20 protein-coding genes are annotated in these 23,039 nt (G+C 70.4%); 11 read left to right on the forward strand and 9 right to left on the reverse strand.

Going from position 1 to position 23,039, the window contains the following annotated elements:
* Positions 1–223 precede the first annotated feature (223 nt).
* The 4 genes from D7V80_RS07345 to D7V80_RS07360 all read right to left on the reverse strand — a co-directional run bounded on the left by D7V80_RS07345 (position 224) and on the right by D7V80_RS07360 (position 4,685).
* A complete protein-coding gene (locus D7V80_RS07345; protein ID WP_120587481.1) occupies positions 224–1,567 on the reverse strand; it encodes a sigma-54 dependent transcriptional regulator in 1,344 nt (447 codons plus the stop codon).
* Positions 1,564–3,699, reverse strand: a complete 2,136-nt coding sequence (locus D7V80_RS07350) for an ATP-binding protein (RefSeq protein ID WP_120587482.1) — start codon at positions 3,697–3,699, stop codon at positions 1,564–1,566. The genes D7V80_RS07345 and D7V80_RS07350 overlap by 4 nt, the downstream gene beginning before the upstream one ends.
* 187 nt (positions 3,700–3,886) lie before the next feature.
* On the reverse strand, positions 3,887–4,084 hold the full coding sequence (locus D7V80_RS07355; RefSeq protein ID WP_052313020.1) for a hypothetical protein: 198 nt from the start codon (positions 4,082–4,084) through the stop codon (positions 3,887–3,889).
* Complete coding sequence (locus tag D7V80_RS07360) at positions 4,053–4,685, reverse strand: OsmC family protein (protein WP_120587483.1); 633 nt, start codon at positions 4,683–4,685, stop codon at positions 4,053–4,055. The genes D7V80_RS07355 and D7V80_RS07360 overlap by 32 nt, the downstream gene beginning before the upstream one ends.
* 352 nt (positions 4,686–5,037) lie before the next feature.
* On the opposite strand from D7V80_RS07360, the gene D7V80_RS07365 reads away from it, so the two are divergent.
* On the forward strand, positions 5,038–5,541 hold the full coding sequence (locus D7V80_RS07365; RefSeq protein WP_158616571.1) for an SRPBCC family protein: 504 nt from the start codon (positions 5,038–5,040) through the stop codon (positions 5,539–5,541).
* 7 nt (positions 5,542–5,548) lie between these two features.
* Here D7V80_RS07365 and D7V80_RS07370 read toward each other — a convergent pair whose 3' ends face one another.
* Positions 5,549–6,988 (reverse strand): cytochrome c peroxidase, encoded by a 1,440-nt coding sequence (locus D7V80_RS07370; RefSeq protein ID WP_120587485.1) that lies wholly within the window; start codon positions 6,986–6,988, stop codon positions 5,549–5,551.
* A 166-nt stretch (positions 6,989–7,154) separates the two neighbouring features.
* Between D7V80_RS07370 and D7V80_RS07375 the strand changes: the two genes are divergently transcribed.
* A complete protein-coding gene (locus D7V80_RS07375; protein ID WP_120587486.1) occupies positions 7,155–7,982 on the forward strand; it encodes a PPK2 family polyphosphate kinase in 828 nt (275 codons plus the stop codon).
* 120 nt (positions 7,983–8,102) lie between these two features.
* Positions 8,103–9,089 (forward strand): fatty acid desaturase, encoded by a 987-nt coding sequence (locus D7V80_RS07380; RefSeq protein ID WP_233585200.1) that lies wholly within the window; start codon positions 8,103–8,105, stop codon positions 9,087–9,089.
* Between the two features lie 73 nt (positions 9,090–9,162).
* Here D7V80_RS07380 and D7V80_RS07385 read toward each other — a convergent pair whose 3' ends face one another.
* Entirely contained in the window at positions 9,163–9,639 is a 477-nt protein-coding gene (locus tag D7V80_RS07385) for a bacterioferritin (RefSeq protein ID WP_120587488.1), read from the reverse strand.
* A 211-nt stretch (positions 9,640–9,850) separates the two neighbouring features.
* On the opposite strand from D7V80_RS07385, the gene D7V80_RS07390 reads away from it, so the two are divergent.
* The 4 genes from D7V80_RS07390 (at position 9,851) to D7V80_RS07405 (ending at position 15,088) form a co-directional block, all read left to right on the forward strand.
* On the forward strand, positions 9,851–12,268 hold the full coding sequence (locus D7V80_RS07390) for a helicase-related protein (protein ID WP_120587489.1): 2,418 nt from the start codon (positions 9,851–9,853) through the stop codon (positions 12,266–12,268).
* Positions 12,265–12,867, forward strand: coding sequence for a hypothetical protein (locus tag D7V80_RS07395; protein ID WP_120587490.1), 603 nt, complete (start codon positions 12,265–12,267; stop codon positions 12,865–12,867). Before D7V80_RS07390 ends, D7V80_RS07395 begins: the two co-directional genes overlap by 4 nt.
* Positions 12,868–12,889: 22 nt before the next feature.
* Positions 12,890–13,249, forward strand: a complete 360-nt coding sequence (locus D7V80_RS07400; protein ID WP_120587491.1) for a hypothetical protein — start codon at positions 12,890–12,892, stop codon at positions 13,247–13,249.
* A gap of 120 nt (positions 13,250–13,369) precedes the next feature.
* Positions 13,370–15,088 carry a radical SAM protein gene (locus D7V80_RS07405; RefSeq protein WP_120587492.1) on the forward strand — a complete coding sequence of 573 codons (1,719 nt, stop codon included), beginning with the start codon at positions 13,370–13,372 and terminating at the stop codon, positions 15,086–15,088.
* A 968-nt stretch (positions 15,089–16,056) separates the two neighbouring features.
* Here the strand turns inward: D7V80_RS07405 and D7V80_RS07415 are convergent.
* Entirely contained in the window at positions 16,057–16,719 is a 663-nt protein-coding gene (locus tag D7V80_RS07415; RefSeq protein ID WP_233585201.1) for a DUF6600 domain-containing protein, read from the reverse strand.
* Positions 16,720–16,937: 218 nt separating this feature from the next.
* Here D7V80_RS07415 and D7V80_RS07420 point away from each other — a divergent pair, with 218 nt between their 5' ends.
* Positions 16,938–17,648: a siderophore-interacting protein gene (locus D7V80_RS07420; RefSeq protein WP_120587494.1), complete on the forward strand. Its 711-nt coding sequence runs from the start codon at positions 16,938–16,940 to the stop codon at positions 17,646–17,648.
* A 1-nt stretch (position 17,649) separates the two neighbouring features.
* Here D7V80_RS07420 and D7V80_RS07425 read toward each other — a convergent pair whose 3' ends face one another.
* On the reverse strand, positions 17,650–18,015 hold the full coding sequence (locus tag D7V80_RS07425; RefSeq protein ID WP_120587495.1) for a hypothetical protein: 366 nt from the start codon (positions 18,013–18,015) through the stop codon (positions 17,650–17,652).
* 349 nt (positions 18,016–18,364) lie between these two features.
* Between D7V80_RS07425 and D7V80_RS07430 the strand changes: the two genes are divergently transcribed.
* Genes D7V80_RS07430 through D7V80_RS07440 form a run of 3 tightly spaced genes read left to right on the forward strand, consistent with a single transcriptional unit; the run spans position 18,365 to position 21,773 of the window.
* Positions 18,365–19,036: an Isoquinoline 1-oxidoreductase subunit gene (locus D7V80_RS07430; protein WP_120587496.1), complete on the forward strand. Its 672-nt coding sequence runs from the start codon at positions 18,365–18,367 to the stop codon at positions 19,034–19,036.
* Positions 19,033–19,494, forward strand: a complete 462-nt coding sequence (locus D7V80_RS07435) for a (2Fe-2S)-binding protein (RefSeq protein ID WP_120587497.1) — start codon at positions 19,033–19,035, stop codon at positions 19,492–19,494. Before D7V80_RS07430 ends, D7V80_RS07435 begins: the two co-directional genes overlap by 4 nt.
* Positions 19,495–19,505: 11 nt before the next feature.
* On the forward strand, positions 19,506–21,773 hold the full coding sequence (locus D7V80_RS07440; RefSeq protein ID WP_120587498.1) for a molybdopterin cofactor-binding domain-containing protein: 2,268 nt from the start codon (positions 19,506–19,508) through the stop codon (positions 21,771–21,773).
* A 15-nt stretch (positions 21,774–21,788) separates the two neighbouring features.
* Here D7V80_RS07440 and D7V80_RS07445 read toward each other — a convergent pair whose 3' ends face one another.
* A complete protein-coding gene (locus D7V80_RS07445; RefSeq protein WP_120587499.1) occupies positions 21,789–23,030 on the reverse strand; it encodes a hypothetical protein in 1,242 nt (413 codons plus the stop codon).
* Positions 23,031–23,039 lie beyond the last annotated feature (9 nt).

Genomic DNA, 23,039 nt, shown 5'->3' on the forward strand with positions numbered 1-23,039 from the left:
ATTGCGCCTCTGCTTCTTCTTGCGCTCCAACATCGGGCGCTCGTCCATCACATCGGGGCATGAAAGCAGGGGGACTACTCACATTGACCCACGACGCCGGATGGGCGCGCTGAAGGCACATGCGGGAACAAGGGAGAGAAAAAGCCCAGCAACACCGTAGGATTGCTGGGCTTTTAGTGGCGAGGAGTACGGGACTTGAACCCGTCCCCCTCGCGCGCTGCCGTCAGCCTCCCTTGTGCTGCCAGCCCTTGATCTTCGCGTAGAGCGAGCTGCGGGAGATGCCCAGCTTCGTCGCCGCGCGCTCCACGTGGCCGCCCTCGCGCGCCAGCACGCGCTCGATGTGGCGGTGCTCCAGTTCCTCCAGCGTGAGGTCCTCGCCCAGCGGCTCCTCCGCGGGCAGCAGGGACTCGAAGCGCAGGGCGCCGCGGGACAGGCGCGACGTGCCGGACAGGAGCACCGCGCGCTCCAGCACGTTGCGCAGCTCGCGGATGTTGCCCGGCCAGCTGTAGGCCATCAGGGCTCGCTCCGCGTCGGGCTCCAGCTCCACCTGGCCGCGGCCCCGGTGCGCGCCCATCTCCGCCAGGAAGTGGCTCGCGAGCACCGGCACGTCCTCCGCGCGCTCGCGCAGGGGCGGCACGTGGAGGAGGAGCGTGCTGATGCGGAAGTACAGGTCGCTGCGGAAGCGCTTCTCTCGCGCGGCCACCTGCAGGTCCTGGTGCGTGGCGGCCACGAGCCTTACGTCCACGCGCCGGTCCTTCACGTCACCCAGGCGCCGGAAGCGCTGCTCCTCCAGCACCTTGAGCAGCTTGGGCTGGACGGCCACGTCCATGTCGCCAATCTCATCCAGGAACAGCGTGCCCCGGTCCGCCACCTCCAGCAGGCCCTGCTTCGCGGCCACCGCGCTGGTGAAGGCGCCCTTCTCGTGGCCGAACAACTCCGAGTCCAGCAGGTCCTTGGACAGCGCCGCGCAGTTCAGGTCCACGAAGGGGGCCTCCTTGCGCGGTCCACCTTCATGCAGCCAGCGCGCGAGCACGCTCTTTCCGCTGCCCGTCTCGCCCGTGACGAGCACCGGGCTGTCGCTGTCGCGCATGCGCTCCGCCTGGTCGCGCAGCGCGCGGATGACGGGGCTGTTCCCCAGGAACGGATCCACCTGCGTGCGCACCGCGCGCGAGCGGTCCGCCAAGAGCCGCTGCCGCTCGCGCCGCTGGGCCACGAGCCGCTCCAGCACCACCTTGAGCACCGCCAGCTCCAGCGGCTTGGTGAGGAATTGCTCGGCGCCTTCCTTCACGGCCTGCACCGCCAGCTCGATGGAGCCGTGCCCCGTCAGCACCACCAGGGGCACCGCCGCGTCCAGCTCCTTGAGCCGGGGCAACAGCTCCAGCGCGGTACCGTCCGGCAGGCGGTAATCGATGACGGCCACATCGGGCCGGTGCGTGCGGAAACCCTCCTGGGCCTCGGCGACGCTGGTGGCTTCATCCACGTCGAAGCCGTGCTGGGTGAGGTAGCCCTTCATACCCAGACGGACGCCGGGCTCGTCGTCCACGAGCAGGATGCGGGTGCGGGTCATGACACCTGTGACTGCGGAGTGGGGCCGGTGTTGCCGGCGGGGGAAAGGGCGGGCAGGAGGATGGTCACCTCCGCGCCTCCCCGGGGGTGATTGGACAGGCGGATGCGCCCCTGGTGCTCCTCCAGGATGCGCTGGACGATGGACAGCCCCAGGCCAGTCCCTCCTCGACGCTTGCTGAAGAAGGGCTCGAAGACGTGGGGCAGGTCCTCGCTCTTGAAGCCGGGCCCTCCGTCGTGGACGGTGCAGCGCACCCAGGGGCGCCCCGCCTCCTCCACGGCCTCCGCCGTCACGTGAACGGTAGTGCCCTGGGGGGAGTGCTGCACGGCGTTCTCCACCACGTTGCGGAAGACATGGAACAGGCGGCGCGCGTCCATGCGCACCGGGGGCAGCGCGTCGGACACCTCGCGCTGGAGCTTCACGGCCGCCTTGTCGCTCGTGAGCGTGCAGGCGGACAGGGCTTCGGAAACCACCGAGCCCACGGCGCCGTCCGTCCACTCGCCCCGCGTGGGCCGGCCGTACTCGAACAGCTCCTGGGTGAGGTGCGTGAGTCGGCGCACCTCGCCGCGCAGCACGTCCAGGTAGGGCTTCAACTCCGGCTGGGCGCCGTAGGTGGCCTCCACCGCGTCCACGACCGCGGAGATGGAGAAGAGGGGGTTGCGCACCTCGTGGGCCACGCCCGCGACGATGGCGCCCATGGCGGCCATTGTTTCACCGCGGCGCACGTGGGCCTGCAGCTCCAACAGCCGGGTGACCTCGGTGGCCACCAGGATGATGCGAGGGTCCTCGCTGGCCTTCTCGTCCACCCAGGCGGCCGACACCTCCCAGGTGCGCCCGGACTCCGCGTCGTGCACCTCGCGGCTGGTGCTGCCGTGGGTCGCGCGCAGTTCCTCCACCAGCGGACCCGCGCTGGACCAGGGCGGAGCCCCGGCGGTCGCGGAGAGCGGCTGTCCGGAGGGATCCGCCTCCCGGAAGAGCACGCGGGCCGCGTCGTTGAGCCGGTGGATGATGCCCTCCGCGCTCAGCACCAGCAGCGGCGAGGACACCGCGTCGAAGGTGCGGCGCCACTCCGTCGCGGAGCGGCGGAAGCTGTCGTTCAACCGCTGGCGCAGGTCGTCCGCGAGCCGCCGGTCGGTGACGTCCGTGACGACGCAGCCCAGGTGCACGCCGCCCCGGTCGTCCAGGCCGGAGGCCGCGGCGCGGCTGCGCACCCAGCGCACGCGCCCGTCCGCGCAGATGATGCGGTGCTCGATCTCCACCTCCGTGCTCGGGGCCAGGGCCAGCGACTCGATGCACTCGCGATAGCGCGTCCGGTCCTCCGGGTGGATCATCTCCGCCCACAGCGGCGAGGGCGTGCCCTCCGGCCCGCCGCCCGTGGTGAAGGCGCTGGCCGGATAGCCGGTGGTGCGCTCCACGACGGGCGTGCAGTAGAAGTCACGCAGCACGCCGTCCCGCAGCTTCCCGCCCCATAGATAGTCCGGCAGCGACCGGGTGAGCACGTCCAGGCGCCCCTCGTGCTCCTGGAGGGACGCCTCCGCGCGCATCCGCTCGGTGACCTCCGACAGGGACGCGATGACGCCCAGCACCGCGCCACCCGAGCCGCGCACGCGCGAGTAGCTCCCGAACCAGAAGCGCGTCTCGCCGGGCGCGGCGGGCGTCTCCACCTGGAGGCTGAGGTCCTGGAGGGGCGCGTCCGTCTCCAGCGCCCGCGCGAGCCGGGGCGCGAGCGCCGTGCCCAGCGCGGGCAGCACCTCCGAGACGTGGCGCCCCAGGTGCGCCGCCGCCGGCAGGCCGTTCATCGCGGCGAGCGCGGCATTGACGTGCACGTAGCGCAGGTCGCGGTCGTAGAACGCGAAGCCCACCGGCGTGATGCCCATCACCGCGTCGCGCAGCGCCCGCGCGTCGTCCGCCTGGTCGCGCAGAAGGGCGCACTCGCGCTCGCTCCGGGCCACCGTGCGAAGCGCGGCCCCCGCGCCCACCGCCGCCAGCACGAACGCGCTCACCGTCAGCAGGGCGATGCGGACACCCGCTGACTGGCTTTCGCTCCAGGCCGCGATCAGGCCCAGGAGCACCGCGCACGCGGCGGCGACAGTGCGCAGCCGCAGGAGGTGAGGGGGCGAGAAGGACGGGAGCATGGCGCGTGACGAGCGCACCTCACTCTAGGATTCCTCGCATCGACTTGCATCGCCGCGTGAGGGCAGCAAACGCTGTCATTGGACGAAGGTCCAGGGAGGTTCGCAAGTCATCTCCCGCCGGTGAATGCGCTCGGACACCGGGTGCGTCAGGTCCATGGGAATCCACGGCGCCGCGCGCCTGGAGCGGTCACGCGATGATCTTCGGCGGCCCCGGATGGTTGGGGTCATGCGCGGGTGGGTCCTGGATGCCCGGCTCCACCTCCGGGTCCTGCTGGGGCGGCGGAGGTTCCCGGCGCTGGGGCTCGCCCGGCGGTGGATCCTTCTCCGGCGCGGGCGGCCGGGGTGGATCAATCTCAGGCGTGGGCTTCGGTTCCGGCTCCTTCACCGGCTTCGTGGGCGGATTCGTCTGTGGATTCGTCGGCATGTCCTTCCACACTGCGCATGCCGCTCTCCCAGGGAACCACCGCGTCCGCCTCGCCGGGAGCAGGTGCGTGGTTTTGGACAGGTGGGGTGGCGTCCTCGCGACGGGCGTGGGCCCAGACCTCCACCACCGGCTCGATGCGCGGGGTGAGCTGGAGCATGGAGCTGGGAAAACAACGCTCCGGCAGCCGGGCGAAGAGCTGGCGCGCGTCCTCCGCTTCCCGCGGACTGCCCACGGCGACGTGCGGCCGGACGATGAGGTCGGTGAAGTGGGCGGCCTCTTCAGGGCTCCCGCTCACCAGCCGGGCCGTGGCGGAGCTCTGGTAGAAGAGCACGCCCACGCCCGCCTCCCGGGCCCCGTCCAGGAACGCGTGCAGCGTGCGCCCCTCCACCGCGCCCACCAGCAGCGCCTCGGGGTCCCAGCGCCCGTCCTCGGGCCCGCATTGCTGGCCGCACAGCGGGCGGCCAATCGGAACGGGGGGCGCACGGTCGCTCGTCAGCACCGCGCCCCGGCCTCCCTGCCAGTAGAGGCGAGTTTCGTACTCGGTGATGGAAGCGGAGGTCATCGGGCATCTCCTCGGCGACGGGGGCATGCACCATGCGCCTTCAACAGCCATGCCCGGACAATGCTTCACATCCCGCCAGTCCATGCCCCGCGGGGCGAGTCCCCCCAGGTGGGCCGGTGATCGCGGGGCCACACGCAGACTGACCCGGGATGCGGAGCGCTTACAACAGCCCTTTTGGACGATTCCGACTCCGCTGCCCTTGCTCCACATCACGCGCCTCAATGCCTGACATGGGGGGCGGCATGAATGCGATGCGATGCGGTGGGGGACCCGGTCCGTTGACTGTATGGCTTTATGAGGGCTTCCAGGGCCGTACCGCCTGAAGGGCTGGAGCCCCTTCTTGAGCATGTCCATGCACGAACGACGTGAGGCACTGATGGCCGAGGCCTATGCGAGTCAGCTCATCCAGGCACCCGCGGACGTGGTCTGGGACCGCGTGGGAGGCTTTGACAGCCTCCCGCGCTGGCACCCGGGCGTCGTCTCCAGTGAGCGGGTGACGCGTCCCGACTCCGGCCCCCTGCGCCGGCTCACCACGCGCGATGGCGAGGTGTACCTGGAGGCGCGGTTGGCGTACGACTCGAATGCGCGCAGCTACGCGTACGAGATGGTGGAGGGCCCGCTGCCCGTGCGCGACTACGTGGCGAAGCTGCGGGTGACGCCGGTGACGGCGACCGGGCAGACCTTCGTGGAGTGGCACGCGACCTTCCGGCTGGCGCCGGGGCACGAGGGCGAGGCGGCGGCGCTGAGCCAGTGGATCCGCGAGGAGTTCTTCGCGCGGGGCCTGCGGGGGCTGGCGCACACCTTCCTGCCGCCTCCGCCCCGGGTGTCGGCGCCGGAGCTGGAGTGGCGGCGCTGAAGGGCGCTCACAGCCGCTGGAGGAAGCGCAGCAGATCCTTCTTCTGCGCGGGGCTGAGGGACTCCGGCGGCCCGCCCGGGAACTCGGGCGGGTGCACCGGCAGCGCGCCCACGGTGGGGATGCCCGGGAGGATGAAGCGGCTGTAGGTGTCCACCGCCTCCGCGAGCGTGGCGTGGCTGTTGTCGTGGAAGTACGGCGCGGTGCGGGCAATGCCTCGCAGGGACGGCACGTCGAAGGCCTCGAACTCCGCGGGGTCGCCGCTGATCAACGCGCGCCCGGGGTCGGTGGAGTACCACTGCGCCGCGAGCGCGGGGCCCACGATGGGCGCGCCGTGCTCATCCAGGGCGGGGTTGATGTCATCCGGGTCGCCGCTCGCGGTGACGGGGATGGGCGGCAGGTCCGTGACGGCGTGCTGGCGCGTGCCGTCCGTGTAGAAGCGGAAGCGGTACTGGGGGAAGTCGACGGACGTGTTGAAGAGGGGCACGACGCCGCGCTGGCCCAGGTAGGTCATGTACGCGTAGCCGGCGTTGAGGAACTCGCTGTGGGGGCGGGGCACGCGCACGGGTTCGGGCGGGGCGCCGGGCGTGACGGTGTACTGGATGTTGCCGTCGGGCTTGAGCGCGTAGAAGAGCGCGTCGTGCGTGGCGCGGTTCACGATGCGGTTGCGCGTGCGGTCGCCGTGGCAGGCCTCGCAGGCCAGGTCGTAGACGTCGCGGCCGCGCCGCTCGGACGCGTCGAGCAGGAGCAGCGCGTCCGGGTCCGGGATGGCGCTCAGCGGCCAGCCGCGCTCCAGCAGCTCCGACACGAAGCGGGCGCGCGGGGAGCTGAACACGCCGCGCTCGAACGCGGCGATGCGCTGGAGCACGGCCGGCGCCACCGTGCCGCCCTCGCTGTGGCTGGTGACGGCGCTCTGGGCCTGGGTGACGAGGTCGGTTTCGCGGCCGTCGGACTGGAAGGGGCCGGAGAAGCCGGTGTCGGCGATGCTCGGCACGGCGCGCCAGACGGACACCTTGCGGTCCGGGGCGGTGATGACGTTCCCCTGCACGTCGATGACGTCCATGTTCGCGGGGAGGGGGAGCACCACGCGCACCAGGCCCTTCTTCAGGTGCTCGTAGGTGGGCACGGGGGCGGCCGGGTCATCCGCGTCGATGCGGTTGAACAGCGGATCCGCGGGGTTCCGCGCCCAGAGCGCCTCCACGTGCGCGGGCGTGAGCGCGGTGTCGTCCGCGAAGACGTGGCACGTCGCGCAGGAGCGCCTGTTGGTGCCGGGCAGTGCCTCCTGGAAGTGCTTCCTGCCGGCGGCCACCTGGGCCACGGACGCCAGCTCCGCCTCGGACGTCGCGAGCGCGGCGGTGGCCTCCACGGAGCCCGCGGTGTCGGTGCAGCCCACGAGCGTGGTGAGCGCGAACGCGCCCAGGGTGCTCGCGATGAATCGATGCCCTGCCATGTGTTCCCCTCCCGGTTGCTGCGGTGGGAAGGGAACACCGCGCGCCCCGCTTCGTGTCACCGCGAAAGGTTCGACTTGGACGTTCCGCCGACGTCCTTTTCCCGGAACGGTGTGAATCCGCCTTCGCTCCAGGCACGCTGGCGCCACATCAGGAGCGAAGAGGACCATGGACATCATCCGCAATGACAAGCAGGGCGCGAAGGTGAAGCTGGAGCGCATTCCCACGACGCCTCCGAAGAAGGAGGACAAGGAGGCCGCCAAGGAGGAGTTCGCCGCGCTGGGCGCGGAGTTGTTCGATCTGCAGGACCTGCTGTGGGGCGCGAAGATGAACTCCGTCCTCATCGTCCTGCAGGGGCGCGACACCGCCGGCAAGGACGGCACCATCAAGCACGTGGTGGGCAGCCTCAATCCGCGCGGGGTGAGCGTCACCTCCTTCGGCGTGCCCAGCACGGAGGAGCGGGAGCACGACTTCCTCTGGCGCGTGCACCTCAAGGCCCCTCGCCAGGGCGAGTTCTCCATCTTCAACCGCTCCCACTATGAGGACGTGCTCGTGGCGCGGGTGCACAACCTGGTCCCCGAAGCGCTCTGGAAGCTGCGCTACCAGCACATCCGCGACTTCGAGTCCCTGCTCTCGGAGCACGGCACCATCGTCCTCAAGTTCTTCCTCCACATCAGCCAGGAGGAGCAGGAGCAGCGGCTGCTGTCGCGCGAGGAGGAGCCTCGCAAGGCGTGGAAGATCGCCGCGGGTGACTGGGAGGACCGCAAGCACTGGGTGGACTACACGCGCGCCTATGAGGACGTCTTCGCTCGCACGTCCACCCGGCAGGCGCCCTGGCACCTGGTGCCCTCGGACGCCAAGTGGTACCGCAACCTCGTGGTGGCCCGCACCGTGGCGGCGGCCCTGCGCCCCTACCGTGAAACCTGGCAGGCCCGGCTGGATGAGGTGGGCAAGCACAAGAAGGCGGAGCTGCGCGCCTGGCGCAAGAAGCGCTGACGCACGGCCTTGCGCGTCATCCATGACGCGAAGAGCCCACTGCGTGCGTGTGGGAAGCGCTGACCCGGCCATGACATGGGGATGGGACAACGTGTCCCCATGGAACGAACCGCGTCGACCTTGAGCAAGGACCTCATTGCCCGCACGCGTCCCTTCGCGGCCCAGGACACCGCGCGCTCCCTCTGGGCGCTCGGCTCCACCTACGCCGCGCTCGTGGGCGCGGTGGTGCTGGCGGTGGCCGCGCCCTGGTGGCCCCTGCGCATCGCGGGCGGCCTCATTGAAGCGCTGGTGCTCATCCGCTGCTTCATCCTCTTCCACGACGCGATGCACGGGGCGCTCCTGCCGAAGTCCCGGTGGGCCAAGGCGCTCTTCCAGGTGCAGGGGCTGCTCACGCTCACCCCGGCGCGCATCTGGAATGACACGCACAACCATCACCACGCCAACACCGCGCGCATCGCGGCGGACTCGGCGGGCACCTTCGTCACCTGGACCACGGAGCAGTGGCGCAAGGCCACCGGCGCGGAGCGCCTGGGCTACGTGGTGGAGCGCCACCCGGTGACGCAGCTGTTCGGCTACTTCACCGCGTTCCTCTACAGCCTGTGCCTCCAGCCGTTCGTGAAGAACCCGAAGCGCTACTGGACGTCCGGGCTCGCGTTCGGTGTGCACGTGGCCCTGTCCGCGGCCGTCTGGCATTTCTTCGGCCTGGGCGTCTACCTCACCGCCTTCGTGGGGCCGCTGTTCGCCGCGTACGCGCTGGGCACGTACCTGTTCTACGCGCAGCACAACTTCGACGAGGTGGCCATCCTGCCGGATGCGTCGTGGAGCCACGCGGACGCGGCGCTGGAGGCCAGCAGCTACATGCGCTTCGGGCCGGTGATGGAGTGGTTCACGGGCAACATCGGCTACCACCACGTGCACCACCTCAACCCGCGCATCCCGTTCTACCGGCTGCCGGAGGCGATGGCGTCCATCCCGGAGCTCCAGGGGCCGCACGTCACCACGCTCACGCTGAAGGACATCGTGGGGTGCCTGCGGCTGAACCTGTGGGATCCGGCGCTGAAGCGGATGGTGCGCTACCGCGACGTGCAGGTGGCGCCGGGAACCTGAAGAAGCTCGGCGACGAGCCTCGGCCCGGCGGGTCCGTTCGGGACCCGCCCGAGGAACCCACCGGGCCAGGGGCTCAAGGCTTCAGCAGCGCGTGCAGGGCGGCGGCGTGTGCCTCCTCCTCGTCGAGGAGCTCCTCCAAGAGCCGCCGCGTGGTGGGGTCCCGCTCCGCGAAGTAGGGGATCAGATCTCGGTACGACGCGATGGCGATGCGCTCCGCCTCCAGGTTCTCGCGCAGCAGCTCCACCAGCGTCCGCCCTTCGTCGTCCTGGGTGTCACCGCTGGACATGATCCCTCCGATGTTGAAGTCCGGCCTGCCGCCCAGCTGCTGGATGCGCTCGGCGAGCCTGAGCGCGTGGCCCTGTTCGTCGCGGGCGTGCAGGCCGAACGCGGCCCTCATCGCCTCGTGACAGGCGCCCCCGGCCAGCAGGGCATGGCGCGTGTAGCGCCGCACGCAGACGACCTTGGTCGCCAGTGCGGCGTTGAGCAGCGTGAGGCGGACCTCCAGGTCCCCCGGGTCGGTGACGGACGGCTGCGAATGCGTGTCGGCCATGGCATTGCCCCCAGGCGGCTGCGTGTCCGGAAGCTGGGGGGCCCGGGCAGCGCCGTCCATCCCACCTGCCCCCGCGTGCCTGAAGCGCCGCGCCTGTCCGTCCCGCCCCCCGACGCCTGCTTCCACACCGGGCGGCGGGCGGGGACGTTGTTCGCGAACATCCCTTGCGGCCTCCAGGGCGGAGGAGGGGGTTCGGGGTTAGTCTTCGCCAATGAGCTCGAGCCCATCCAGCCGGCCGTCCGTCGTCGTGGCGGAGCTGGGGCCCACGAACACCGGGAAGACCTTTCGCGCCATCGAACGGATGCTCGAGCACGACTCCGGCATCATCGGGTTGCCGCTCCGCCTGCTCGCCCGTGAGGTCTACGACCGGGTGACCGCGAAGGTGGGCGAGGGCCGGGTCGCGCTGATGACGGGCGAGGAGAAGCGCGTGCCGCCCCGGCCCGACTACTGGATCTGCACCGTGGAGGCGATGCCGACCGACCGGGAGGTGGACTTCCTCGCGGTGGATGAAATCCAGCTCGCCGCGCACCGGGAGCGTGGGCACGTCTTCACGGACCGGCTGCTGCACGCGCGCGGGCGCAAGGAGACCTGGTTCCTGGGCGCGGACACCATGCGGCCCATGGTGCAGGCGCTGATTCCGCATGCGTCCATGAAGCGCGCCATGCGCCTGTCGCAGCTGCGCTACGCCGGGCGCCGCTCGCTGAAGAGCCTGCCGCCGCGCTCGGCGGTGGTCGCGTTCTCCGCGGACCGCGTCTACGAGCTGGCAGAATCGCTGCGCCGCCTGCGGGGTGGGGTGGCGGTGGTGCTGGGCGCGCTGTCGCCCCGGACGCGCAACGCGCAGGTGGCCATGTATCAGTCCGGCGAGGTCCAGTACCTCGTGGCCACGGATGCCATTGGCATGGGGTTGAACCTGGACCTCAACCACGTGGCCTTCGCGACGCTCTCCAAGTACGACGGCGCCGAACAGCGCGACCTGTATCCGGACGAGCTGGCGCAGATCGCCGGCCGCGCGGGGCGCCACCTCAACGACGGGAGCTTCGGCGCGCTGAACACGCTGCCGGAGCTGCCGCCGCGCATCGTCTCCGCCATCGAAACCCACCGCTTCCCGGCGGTGCGCAGCCTCATCTGGCGCAACTCCTCGCTCGACTTCTCCAGCCCGGAGGCGCTGCTGGACTCTCTGTCGCGAGCGCCGCGGGACAGCGCCTTCGTCCGGGTGGAGCGCGCGGATGACTTCGACGCGCTCAAGGGCCTGTCCGCGGTGCCCGCCATCCGCGAGCTCACCACCGACAAGGCCTCCGTGGAGCTCTTGTGGCAGGTCTGCCAGGTCCCGGACTTCCGCAAGGGGCTCTTCGGGCAGCACGTCGCGCTGCTGCGCGAGACGTTCCTCCAGCTGACGGCCGGGGACGGGAAGTTGGATCCCACCTGGCTGGGCCGGCAGGTGTCGCCGCTGGACGATGCCTCCGGGGACATCCACACGCTGATGGACCGGCTCGCGGCCATCCGCATCTGGACGTACATCAGCCACCGTCCGGGCTGGCTGAGCGACGCGGAGGCCTGGCAGGAGCGCACGCGCCGCATCGAGGACGCGCTGGGGGATGCCCTGCATGAGCGGCTGGTGGAGCGCTTCGTGCAACGGGCCGCGAGGAGGAGCGCGCGCCGCTTCGTGAGGGCCAGCGCGCAGCCGCAGGCCGGGGCCTCGGACAGTCCGTTCGCCAAGCTGGGGCTGCTGCTGACGGAGGTGCCGGGCGCGGAAGGCGCGGTGATGACGGAGGAGCAGTTCGTCCAGCGCGTGGTGGACGCGACGCACGACGCCTTCGAGGTGGACGCCGCGGGGCGCATCTCCTTCGAGGCGCAGCCGCTGGCCCGGCTGGTGCGGGGGCGCGACCGGCGCTCTCCGCAGCTGGCGTTGGCGGAGCCGGAGGTGTGGACGGGAGGCGCGCGGCAGCGACTGGAGCGCCGGCTGGTGGCGCTGGCGAGGGACCTGGTCACGGAGGCCATGGGAGGCTTTCCCGCGGAGTCGTTCACGGGCGCGAGCCGCTCACCGGCGACGCGAGCCGTGGCCTACCAGCTGGCGGAAGGGCTGGGCGTCATCTCGCAGGGAGAGGCGCGCGAGCAGTGGCGGCTCCTGGACGAGGAGTCGCGGGAGCGGCTGAAGGCGCAGGGCGTCCACGAGGGCCAGCGGTACCTCTATGTCACCCAGGCCCTGTCGCCGCAGGCCCTGGAGCGGCGGGCCATGTTGACGGCGCTGTTCCAGCAGGCGCCGTGTCCGCAGGGCATCCCCCAGGAGCCGGCGCTGAACGTGTCGGTGCTGGCCGGCCGGAGCGCGCGGGCCTTCGGCTACGAGATCATCGGGCCGGTGGCGCTGCGCATCGACATCGTCGAGCGGCTGGGAGAGGGATTGCGGAGCCCCCAGGGCGCGAAGCAGGTGCAAGCGCTCATGCAACAACTGCGATTGGATGGCGGTGTCCGCGCGCAGGTGTTGCGGACGTTGGGCGGACAGCCCCAGGGCGCTGCCTCGAAGCGGCGGCGGCGCAGGCGGGGACGGAAGCCGTCGGCGACGGCACCAGAGCCGAGTGGTGTTCGCGGTCGTGAACCGGCAGGCTCAAGCCGGTTCAACGACCGCCCATGAAACCATTCCTCTTCTTCGCGGGAAGCGTTCTCGCGCTCTACGTCGGAAATCTCGTCGTGATGCTGGTGACCACCGAGGTCGAGCGCGACGGGTTCTTCGCGATGGGGTTTGGCTACCTCGCCATCGTCGGTGGGGTGGTCTCCGCGGGCGTGATCGCTCTGGGCGGAGCGCTGATGCTCCTCTGGCAGCGCTTCATCGCGAAGAACCCGAAGGTGTCCAGGGCTGGCGTCGTGTTCGCCTGCATCATCCTGGCCCTGGCGGTCGCGACCGGCCTGGCTGTGAAGAAGATCCTGGAGCCCTCCGCCACGGAGGATCTGGCGGCCCAGCGGGCCCGCGCGCTGCGCGACGCCATCGAGCACCACGACGTGCAGGTGTTCACATGGGCGGTCCTGGATCGGCTCCAGGACAGGAACGCGACCGAGGCCGAGCGCTTCATCGCCGCGAGTCCCTTCACGGAGGAGGAGGTCCTCCAGTATCAGCTCGCGACCTACACTGGGATGGACCCCAGGCAGTGCCTGTTCCTGGCGCGGCTGGGCGGGCGTCACGAGGACTTCCTCGCGAAGCTGCCGTACCGCTTGCGTTCGTTACCGGAGCTATGAACGCTTCTGCGTCGGTGACCTGATGGGGCTGGATGAGAGCGGAAATGCCTTCTTCTTCGCGTTCCGGTCGTTCCACGGACTGGGGGGCACGCCGCAACAGGCGGCCCCGGAGAGCACCGCCCCTGTGTTCAAGGCCGCGAGCGAGCTCAGCGCCGACATCCGCTCCTTCGTATCCCCGATGTTCCTCCTGTTGACCGTCTCGTACCTGGAGGTGTTCCCGCGCGTCGGGCAATTGGGGATCAACGACGAACAGAAGGCGCTGAGGCGGTCAGCCCTGATCCTGCTCCGACGAAGGGGCATGGAGCTGAACGCCGAAGAAAAGAAGGACGCGGAGATCCAGGCCGCGCTGCGCGCCGCGGGCCTCTCTGAACTGCTGGAGTGAGGGGCCGGCCAGGGAGCAGGCCGGCGGCCCGGGAGGAGGGGAGGCGACGAATCCACGCGGGGCCTGCCCGGATTCGCCTATACGCTGGCCCCGTCTCCCTCCCAGGCCGGTGGTCGTCCCATGAGCAGTGGTCGTGCCCTTTCGCCAGTCCTCCTCGTCGGTGCCGGAACGGGCGAAGCCACGTGCGGCATCCTCTACCTGGCGAGCTACCTGCGGCGCGGCGGGATTGAAGCCTTCGTTCGGCTGTGGGACGGGGACGAGAGCGCAGGAGAGGTGACCCAGTCCTTCGAGCGCCTCATCGCCCGCGTTCGCCCCAAGCTCATCGGCATCAGCCTCAAGTGGTTCCACCACGTGGACCGCGCGCTGCTGATCGCTCGGACCATCCGGAAGATCGACCCGTCCATCCGCATCGTCGTGGGCGGCAACTCCGCGTCATACTGGTGGAAGGAGTTGAGCGGCTACGACTGCATCGACCACGTCATCCTGGGCGATGGAGAAGTCCCCCTCCTGGCGCTCTGCAACGGAGAGGAAGCCCCGCCCAACTGCGTGACGCGGCACCCGGACGGACGTCCCCGCCGGTCGCCGCTGGCGTACGTGCAGCGCGCCACCAACACGCAGGACGTCTACTACTCGCACTTCAACGAGATCTTCCTCAGCCAGATGGATGCGCACTCCTTCTCCGGCTGGGTCGCGCCCGGCAAGGGCTGCGGCGAGAACTGCCTCTATTGCGGCGGCGCGCGAGGCAACCAGAAGGCGGACTTCGGGCGCGCGAAGCCGTTCCTGCGCGCCGAGGAGAACGTGCGCAGGGACCACCAGGAGATCGCCAGCCGGACGTGGCAGATGCGCTACGACTTCGCGGGCAGCACGGCGGAGTTCCTGGGGAGCACCTGGGCGGGCGTGGACCTGTCGCGCCACTGCTGCACGTACTTCCTCTGGGGCGTGCCACGCGTGGAGTTGGTCGCCGCGTTGGCGGAAACCTTCCAGCGCATCTACATGGTCATCGACATCGGCTGCTTCTCCGAACAGCAGCGGCTGGAGCAGATGTCCAAGGGCCTGCTCAAGCCCTGCGCGAAGGACCGCGAGCTGCTGGACGTCATCGAGTCCGTCCGCCGCCATCCGAACGTGGACATTGAAATCTCCGGCATCGGAGGCCTGCCGTTCATGAATCGGGAGCGGCTCGCGGAGGAGCTGCGGCTGGTGGAGCGCATCATCAGCATGGACTGCGTGGTGGGCTACCAGCGGCTGGAGGCGCAGCCCGGAGCGCTCGTCACGGAACATCCCGCGCGCTTCGACATGGTGACGGAGGCGAAGACGTTCGCGGAGTTCCTCGACTACTTCGAGCGCCGCGAGCCCGGCGATGTGTCCGTGCCGATGATCCGCTTCAAGGACAAGGAGCTGGAAGCGGCGGTGCAGCGCAACTCGGACCGGGTGGACGCCCTGGCCTGGAAGCACCGGGACACGAGGAAGCGCGTCGAGCTCCACGGCCGCACGCGGCTCAAGAACACCGCGCCCTCGACGAAGCGCTTCACGCTGGGGGATTGGCTGGGAAGCCACCGGGCGCCCGCGAAGCTGGCGAAGGAGCCGGTGACGGTCCTGCGCTCGGTGGACGGCATCACCCTGAGCTGTGCGCCGTCCGTCAACCCACGCAAGTTCACCGACCCCACGCTGACCCAGGGCGACGACGGCGCCATCCTCCTCGCCGCCCTGGCCGCCTTCGATCAGCCGACCACCGTCTCCAACGCGGTGTCACACCTGGGCACCAAGGCAAGGCTGGATCCGCACTCCGCCCGCGAGGTCATCGACCACCTGGTGGACGGGCGCTTCCTCCAGCCGGCGTAGGTGCAGCGCTTTCAGATGTCTCCACTCACGGTGCCCACGAAGCGGATGTGGCTCTTGCCTGATTCGCTGCAAGTGGCATCCACGGAGACGCTGTAGCTGGGGACATCCGAATCCCACCTGACGGTCCCGGTCCAGGAGTTGCAGTTGTTCCCGGGAGCAGAAAAGGAAAGGCTTACACGGTTGTCCGGAAGCTGAATGACTGCGCCCGGCGTGGTCAGGGGCCGTTTGATGATGATGTTCAGGTCTCTGAATGTGCCCTGACCACATTGCTGAGATTTCACATCCGCGACAACAGCGACCTGGAAGTAACTGACACCGTCACAGGACGTTGGGAGCGAGCAGTAATCCTGGCCGTCGGCGTAGGTGAAGTATGTGCCGGAGGTGACGGGGCTGGAGAAGTTCCAGCGGCAGGTGGCCTTCGCTGGACGGCAACAGGCGGACCTTCCTGGCGCGCAGTTGTCGCTGAAGCAGCTGGTGGGATTGTTTGCTGATCCGCCAGCGCAATCGGCATAGAGCGCGGCATCCGTACCCGACCGGGTGCAGCTCCACATCTTGTTGCCCTCACAGAACAGCGCCGCGGGAGTGCACATCGCGGCGCCCTGTTCTCCCGGAGGCCCCATGGGACCCTGGGGTCCCTGCGGCCCCTGCGGGCCCGCCGGTCCTTGAGGACCTTGAGGACCGCCAGCGGGCCCAGGCGCGCCCTGAGGCCCTGCAGGCCCTGCTGGCCCGGCAGGCCCGGCAGGCCCGGCAGACCCGGCCGCACCCTCCGTGCACGCTGTGAAGAGACACGCTGCCAGACAGCTCGCCAGCACCCACCGCGCTCGCATTCCCACGATGCCCTCCCCGGATTGAGTTCCAGTCCGCCGGGCACACCGGTCCCGGGCGGACGCTGGACATATCTCAAGCCAGGAAGGGCTGGCCGTGGAGGCTTGTCGTGGGCTTCCAATTGCTTTCGCGCGCGGATTGTCCTACCGGCGGGGAGAAGACCCTTGCGCGGGTCTGGGCTCCGAGCTCTTGGCGGACGCACGCGGCGGATGCGCCGTGGGTGGCGTCATCGGCTGCGAGAGCGGCACCTCCTGTCCGGTGACCCGGGCCACTTCCTCCGGCTCCGGCCCCCGGTTCCAGTATCCCTCGCGAGCCACCACATGCTCGCCCACGGGCTGCGTCTGGCGCATCAGCTCCTGGACCCGCGACTCCGGAAGGAGATGCGACCCCACGTCGGGCTGCACGAAGTTGTCCGCGCTCATGAACGTCCAGCTCAACCCGGTGTTCATGCCCGGCGGCGCGAGGGGCTGCCAGCCAACGAAGCCATTTCCCCACCGCCAGTCCACCCAGGCAGGGGCCCACTCATTGTCGGGCCACCACAACCAGCCCTCCGACGGCGTGTTGAACCACCGGCCGTAGTGGAAGGGCGCCCAGCCCCACTCCGAGTCGCTCTCGAAGGTCCATCCCCAATCGCTGGAAACCCACCGGCCGTTCGAGGAATACGGGACGAAGCCCGCGCCCACCTCCTCCGGGTCCGGCTGCCAGACCCAGCCGATGTGCGGCAGATCCATCCACGTGCCGTAGGGCGCCAGCACGTCCCGGAACTGGGAAATGGGGTGGTCCAGGGGCGTCGAGCTCGACGTCACCTGCGGCCCGAATTCATCCGGGCCCATCGCACAGCCGCCGGCTGCCAGGATGGCAAGGACAGGGGTGCCGGTCCGAAGCCAGCGCACCCGGGGATGCCAGGAGCCCATGTCCGGTTCCTTTCGTGGGGGTCTCTGCCCTGCAAGGTGAGGACGCCTTCACGCAACTTCACGAGCCGTGCACGTGCAGGAGGCGTATGAACGCCTGAACGGAGGCTCCAATGGCAAACGCCAAGGCCATGCTCGGAAGCATGCTGGGCCGTTTTCTTTTCACCGAAGCGAAGGTGACCCAGGTGCGCGAAGTCTCGCGCGCCTTCCGACAGATTGACTGTGAAGGGCCCGCGCTGCGCGGGCAGGGATGGACCCCCGGTGACAAGGTGCAGGTGTTCCTGCCCGGGCTGGGCATGCGCACGTACACGCCGCTGTCCTGGGACGAAGCGCGCGGCGCCACGGCCTTCCTGGTGTACCTGCACGGCGACAGCCCGGGCGCGAAGTGGGGCCGCGACGTGCGCACCGGGGACACGGTGCAGTTCTTCGGTCCCCGGCGCTCGGTGGCGCTGGAGGCCGGTGACGCGCCGGTGGTGCTCTTCGGTGACGAAACGTCCTTCGCGGTGGCGCACGCGTTCCGCGCCGGAGCGAAGCGCAGCGTCACCCCCATCTTCGAGGTGACCCGCCGCGAGGACTGCGCACCCGCGCTGCGCGAGCTGGGCTTCGAGGGCCAGGACGTGGAGCGAACGGCAGGCGACGCGCACCTGACGCAGGTCCACGAACGGCTGCGCGAAGCCCTGCGCGCGAAACCCGGCGCGACGCTGGTGATGACGGGCCGGGCGCAGTCCATCCAGGCCCTGCGCTCGCGGCTGCGCGGCGACGGTGAACGCGCCACGCCGAAGGTGAAGGCCTACTGGGCCGTGGGCAAGACGGGGCTCGACTGATTCAGGCCGGAGCGAACTGGAGGCCGCGCAGGACGTCGTCGCGGTCCCGGGTAACGCCCGCCGGGCGGCGCTTGGACTTCTGCTTGAGGAAGCGCGAGGCATCCTGACGGCGGTAGCAGGTGAGGAGCCGGTCCTCGTCATTGAGGATGAGGATCCACCCGCGCGCCTGACGCGCCAGGGACGAATCACGCAGCGCAACCGGCAGGTCGCGCTCGTGCACGGTGAGGTGGGTGGCACCACACGCCCGGGCGGGAGTGCCGAACTCGAGGATGAACGCGATGACCTCCTCGCGCAGCCTCCAGCGGGCACACTGCTCGACGAAGAGGCGGGTGAGGGAGAACACGGACGACGCGGGGCTCTGGCGCATGGCGGGCTATCTCCTTGCGCGCTTCCCAATACACACCGCGTTCCAACGCCCCACTCACGCGATTCCGCGCACTTGCGCGGAGGCCCCACGGGCCCCGAAAGACATTCCGTCAATCCCGCCCGCGGCCCGTGTCACCCAGGCACGAAGTCTTCACGCAGGCCGCCGTCCCCCACGCCGCGTGATGGCGCCGCCCACTCCCAGGGTTGGGCCCGTTCTGAAGAAAACCTTCACAGGCCCTGTGGCTTTTTGAAAGGCTCCGGGAGGGCAGGACCGGGGCAGCATCGCCCCTCCGGCCTCGCGACGCAGCGTGGGCTGGAGGACCTCTGGCCGAAGGGATGGACGGGGCACGATGAATCTTCGCTCGAAGGCACTGGGAGCCGTGCTGGGCGCGGGGGCGGCGGGGCTGTCGCTGTCGCTCCTGTTCAGCGCGGGATGTGGAGGCCGCGCGGCGCATCCGGGCGGGGTACCCCCGCCCGCGAATCCGCGGACGCTCCGGCCGCCGGAGGCCTTCGCGGGCATTGGCGACAAGAAGGAGCGCTCGCGGGCGCTGTTCCTGGAAGCGAGCCGGGTGATGCTGCATCCCCGCTGCGTCAACTGCCACCCCGTGGGCGACAGCCCGCTCCAAGGGGAGAACAGCCAGATCCATGATCCGCCGGTGACCCGCGGCCCCGAGGACCAGGGCGTGCCCGGCCTGGAGTGCACCTCCTGCCACCAGGACCGCAACGCGCAGCTGGCGCGGGTCCCCGGCGCGCCCAAGTGGCACCTGGCGCCCAAGGTGATGTTCTGGGAGGGGCGCACGCCGCGCTCGCTGTGCGAGCAGTTGAAGGACCCGGCGCGCAACGGCGGCAAGAGCCTGGCGGAGTTGATTGAGCACTCGGCGCATGACGAGCTGGTGGGCTGGGGCTGGAAGCCCGGGGCGGACCGGGTTCCGGCGCCGGGAACGCAGGCGGAGTTCGGGGCCCTGGTGGCCGCGTGGGTGAAGGACGGCGCGGAGTGCCCGCGCGAGGAGAGCCAACCGTGAGCATCCGACTGCGAGTGAATGGGACCGAGCACGAGCTCGACGTGGATCCGGAGATGCCGCTGCTCTGGGCGCTGCGCGACGTGCTGACGCTGACGGGCACCAAGTACGGCTGCGGCCAGGCGCTCTGCGGCGCGTGCGTGGTGCACATCGACGGCGCGGCGGTGCGCTCGTGCGTGACGCCGGTGCGCCGCGCGGAGGGCCGTGAGGTGATGACCATCGAGGGCCTGTCGCCGGACGGCTCGCACCCGCTGCAGAAGGCGTGGGTGGAGCTGGCGGTGCCGCAGTGTGGCTTCTGTCAGGCGGGGCAGATCATGACGGCGGCGGCGCTGCTGGCGAAGAATCCGAAGCCCACCGACGCGGAGATCGACCAATCGCTGGCGGGCAACCTCTGCCGCTGCGGGACGTACACGCGCATCCGCACCGCCGTGAAGAAGGCGGCGGGACTGCCGACGGAGTGAGGACCGCCACCATGCAAGACACTCGCATCCGTCTGTCGCGCCGCTCCGTGCTCGAAGGAATGGGACTCGTGGCCGCGGGCCTGGGGTTGGAGGTGTTCCTGCCCGCCAGGGCGCACGCCGCGCCCATGCCCACGGCGATGCCGGAGGTGCCCACGAATGGCCTCCGGGCCAACGTCTTCGTGCACGTGGCGCCAGACGGCGTGGTGACCATCGTCTGCCACCGCTCGGAGATGGGGCAGGGCGTGCGCAGCTCGCTGCCGGTGCTCATCGCGGACGAGCTGGGCGCGGACATGGCCCACGTGAAGGTGGTCCAGGGCGACGGCGACGAGGCCTACGGCGACCAGAACACGGACGGCTCCAGCAGCGTGCGGAAGATCTTCGACGACCTGCGCTACGCGGGCGCGACGGCGCGCACGATGCTGGTGGCGGTGGCGGCGAAGCGCTGGAAGGTGGCGCCCACGGAGTGCGAGGCGCGCGACCACGCCGTCTTCCACAAGGGCACGCAGCGCTCGCTCAAGTTCGGCGAGCTGGCCGGTGACGCGGCGAAGCTGAAGGTGCCCAAGAAGGAAGCGGTGACGCTCCGTCCGCGCAGCGAGCTCAAGCACCTGGGCAAGGAGCTGCCGCTGCTGGACGGGCCGGACATCGTGACGGGCCGGGCGGTGTTCGGCGCGGACGTCGTGTTGCCGGGGATGCGCACGGTGGTCATCGCGCGTCCGCCCGTGGCGGGAGGCAAGGTGGCCCGCTACGACGCGACGAAGACGCTGGCGGTGCCGGGCGTGCGGCAGGTGGTGGAGCTGCCAGCGGCGACGAAGCCCTTCCTGTTCCAGCCGCTGGGAGGACTGGCGGTGGTGGCGGACCACACCTGGGCGGCGATGAAGGGCCGCGCGGTGCTGGACGTGACGTGGGAGGGCGGGGAGAACGTCGTCTACGACTCGGAGGCGTACCGCGAGCAGCTGCTGGCGGTGATTGGCAAGCCGGGCAAGGTGGTGCGCAACGTCGGCGACGCGGAGGGCGCGCTGGCGAAGGCGGCCAGGCGGGTGCAGGCCACGTACAACACGCCGCACCTGGCGCACGCGCCCATGGAGCCGCCCGCGGCGGTGGCGAAGGTGGAGAACGGCACCTGCGAGGTGTGGGCCACGACGCAGAACCCGCAGGCCGCGCGCAGCGAGGTGGCGAAGGCGCTGGGCATCGACCCGTCGAAGGTGACCGTCCACGTGACGCTGCTGGGCGGCGGGTTCGGCCGCAAGTCGAAGCCGGACTACGTGGTGGAGGCGGCGCTCGTCGCGAAGGCGGTGGGCGCGCCGGTGCGCTTGCAGTGGACGCGCGAGGATGATGTGCGCCACGACTACTACCACTCCACGAGCGCGCAGCGGCTGGAGGCGGGCCTGGACGCGAACGGCAAGGTGGTGGCGTGGCACCAGCGCATCGCGTTCCCGCCCATCGGCTCCACGTTCTCCGACGCGACGTTCGCGGGGGACGGAGAGATGGGGCAGGGCATCGTGGACCTGCCGCTGGCCATCCCCGACGTGCGGATGGAGAACTGCGAGGCGCGAGCGCACACGCGCATCGGCTGGCTGCGGTCCGTGGCGAACATCTACCACGCGTTCGCGGTGCAGAGCTTCATCGACGAGCTGGCGCACGAGCGCGGCACGGATCCGCGAGACACGTTGCTGGAGGTACTGGGGCCGTCGCGCATCGTGACGCCCAAGGACCTGGGCGTGGCGAAGGTGCCGAACTACGGCCAATCCCTGGACGAGCACCCGGTGGACACGGCGCGGCTGCGCAGGGTGATTGAGCGCGTGACGGGCCTGGCGCGCTGGGACGAGCGCAAGCGGGAGGGCAGGGCGCTGGGGCTGGCGGCGCACCGCAGCTTCCTGACGTACGTGGCGGTGGTGGTGTCGGTGGTGAAGGACGCGGACGAGCGCATCCGGGTGGACGAGGCGTGGATCGTCGCGGACGCGGGCACCATCGTGAACATGGAGCGCGTGCGGGCGCAGATGGAGGGCGCGGTGGTGTTCGGCCTGAGCCTGGGGCTCTACGGCGCCATCACGATGAAGGACGGCGCCGTGGTGGAGAGCAACTTCCGCGACTACCGCCTGGCGCGCATCGCGGAGACGCCGAAGCGCATCCACGTGGACATCATCCCCAGCGACGGTCGTCCCGGAGGCGTGGGAGAGCCCGGAGTGCCCCCCGTGGCTCCGGCCCTGGCCAACGCCGTGTTCGCGCTCACGGGCACCCGCGTGCGCGAACTGCCGCTCGTGAAGACCGTGAAGGTGTAGGCGGAAGCCTCGCCGTCACGGCACCCACAGGGCGCCATCCGACAGGGGAGCTTCCGCGCCGCCGCCCCCCATGCCTCCCCAGATGAAGAGGGCGTTGCCAGTCCACACGCCCACGTGCCCGGACCGTGCGGAAGGGGCGCCTTCAGTGCGCAGCGGCGCCCACGTGTCCGTCTCCGGGTCGTAGGCCGCGCCGTCCGAGCAGGCGCCGCCGCCGGAGCCGCACTTCGGCGACGCGCCACCCCAGATGACCATCTTCGAGCCGGTCCACACCGCGGAGTGCCCGGTGCGAGGTGAGGGCGCGCCCCTGGCGGAGACGGGTGACCACTTCCGGTCCACCGGATCGTACGCGGCGCCCTGCTCGCAATAGACCGGTGGGTCCTGCGTGTCGTCGCCGCAGCCGATCCCGCCCCAGATGATCATCTTCGCGCCGGTCCACACCGCCGTGTGCGCCCAGCGGCCCGTGGGTGCCCCTTCGGTCGGCATCGCCAGCCAGTGGCCCTCGAAGGGGCCGTAGCTCGAGCCGTCCGCCAGGGCCACGTCCACGGTGCCACCGCCGCCGTTTCCGCCCCAGTAGAGCACCTCGCCGCTGAGCTCGCCGGTCCACACCGCGGAGTGGTAGCGGCGCCCCACGGGGGCCTCGACGAGGTTCAGGGTCGTCCAGATGCCCGCATCGACGTGGTAGCGGGCCCCGTCCCCGAACACGCGCCCCTGCTGGAGATCCTGGCCCCCCCACACCACCATCACCTCACCGGTCCAGGTGGCCGTGTGTCCCCCGCGCGGAGAGGGCGCGCCCTGGGACGTGATGGCGCTCCAGGTGTCGGTGGCCGGGTCATAGGTCGCGCCGTCGCCGCAGGGGCCCAGGGGGCTTCCACAGCCGAGCCCACCCCAGACGATCATCTTCTCGCCGGTCCACACCGCCGAGTGCAGGGTGCGCGCGGACGGTGCCCCCTGGGTCGACAGGGGCGTCCAGGTCTTCGCCTCCAGGTTGAAACGGGCCCCGTCACCGCAGACGCCGTTGACGGTGCAGCCGCCCAGCCCGCCCCAGAGCAGGACGTTCTGGCCATCGAAGACACTCGCCACCTGGAGCCCCGTGCCCATGGGCGCGCCCGAGGGCAGGGGCGTCCAGGTGCCCTGCTCCGGGCCCTCCGTCCCGGTCTGCTTCTGTGGACTCGAACAGCAGACCAGCGACAGGAGGGCCAGGCCCGACATCAGGCGCATCCGAAACGGCTTCGCGGCGTCACGCTCCGAATGCGCCATCTGTCATTT

The sequence above is a fragment of the Corallococcus sp. CA054B genome, assembly GCF_003611625.1.
Taxonomy (GTDB): domain Bacteria; phylum Myxococcota; class Myxococcia; order Myxococcales; family Myxococcaceae; genus Corallococcus; species Corallococcus coralloides.

Excerpts from the sequence above, each read along its gene's own strand:
- D7V80_RS07445 (WP_120587499.1), bottom strand. The coding sequence starts at position 23,030 with ATGGCGCATTCGGAGCGTGACGCCGCGAAGCCGTTTCGGATGCGCCTG.
- D7V80_RS07385 (WP_120587488.1), bottom strand. The coding sequence starts at position 9,639 with ATGGCCGACACGCATTCGCAGCCGTCCGTCACCGACCCGGGGGACCTG.
- D7V80_RS07395 (WP_120587490.1), top strand. The coding sequence starts at position 12,265 with ATGAAACCATTCCTCTTCTTCGCGGGAAGCGTTCTCGCGCTCTACGTC.
- D7V80_RS07350 (WP_120587482.1), bottom strand. The coding sequence starts at position 3,699 with ATGCTCCCGTCCTTCTCGCCCCCTCACCTCCTGCGGCTGCGCACTGTC.
- D7V80_RS07440 (WP_120587498.1), top strand. The coding sequence starts at position 19,506 with ATGCAAGACACTCGCATCCGTCTGTCGCGCCGCTCCGTGCTCGAAGGA.
- D7V80_RS07430 (WP_120587496.1), top strand. The coding sequence starts at position 18,365 with ATGAATCTTCGCTCGAAGGCACTGGGAGCCGTGCTGGGCGCGGGGGCG.
- D7V80_RS07405 (WP_120587492.1), top strand. The coding sequence starts at position 13,370 with ATGAGCAGTGGTCGTGCCCTTTCGCCAGTCCTCCTCGTCGGTGCCGGA.
- D7V80_RS07425 (WP_120587495.1), bottom strand. The coding sequence starts at position 18,015 with ATGCGCCAGAGCCCCGCGTCGTCCGTGTTCTCCCTCACCCGCCTCTTC.
- D7V80_RS07345 (WP_120587481.1), bottom strand. The coding sequence starts at position 1,567 with ATGACCCGCACCCGCATCCTGCTCGTGGACGACGAGCCCGGCGTCCGT.
- D7V80_RS07370 (WP_120587485.1), bottom strand. The coding sequence starts at position 6,988 with ATGGCAGGGCATCGATTCATCGCGAGCACCCTGGGCGCGTTCGCGCTC.
- D7V80_RS07390 (WP_120587489.1), top strand. The coding sequence starts at position 9,851 with ATGAGCTCGAGCCCATCCAGCCGGCCGTCCGTCGTCGTGGCGGAGCTG.
- D7V80_RS07365 (WP_158616571.1), top strand. The coding sequence starts at position 5,038 with ATGCACGAACGACGTGAGGCACTGATGGCCGAGGCCTATGCGAGTCAG.
- D7V80_RS07420 (WP_120587494.1), top strand. The coding sequence starts at position 16,938 with ATGGCAAACGCCAAGGCCATGCTCGGAAGCATGCTGGGCCGTTTTCTT.
- D7V80_RS07375 (WP_120587486.1), top strand. The coding sequence starts at position 7,155 with ATGGACATCATCCGCAATGACAAGCAGGGCGCGAAGGTGAAGCTGGAG.
- D7V80_RS07360 (WP_120587483.1), bottom strand. The coding sequence starts at position 4,685 with ATGACCTCCGCTTCCATCACCGAGTACGAAACTCGCCTCTACTGGCAG.
- D7V80_RS07400 (WP_120587491.1), top strand. The coding sequence starts at position 12,890 with ATGGGGCTGGATGAGAGCGGAAATGCCTTCTTCTTCGCGTTCCGGTCG.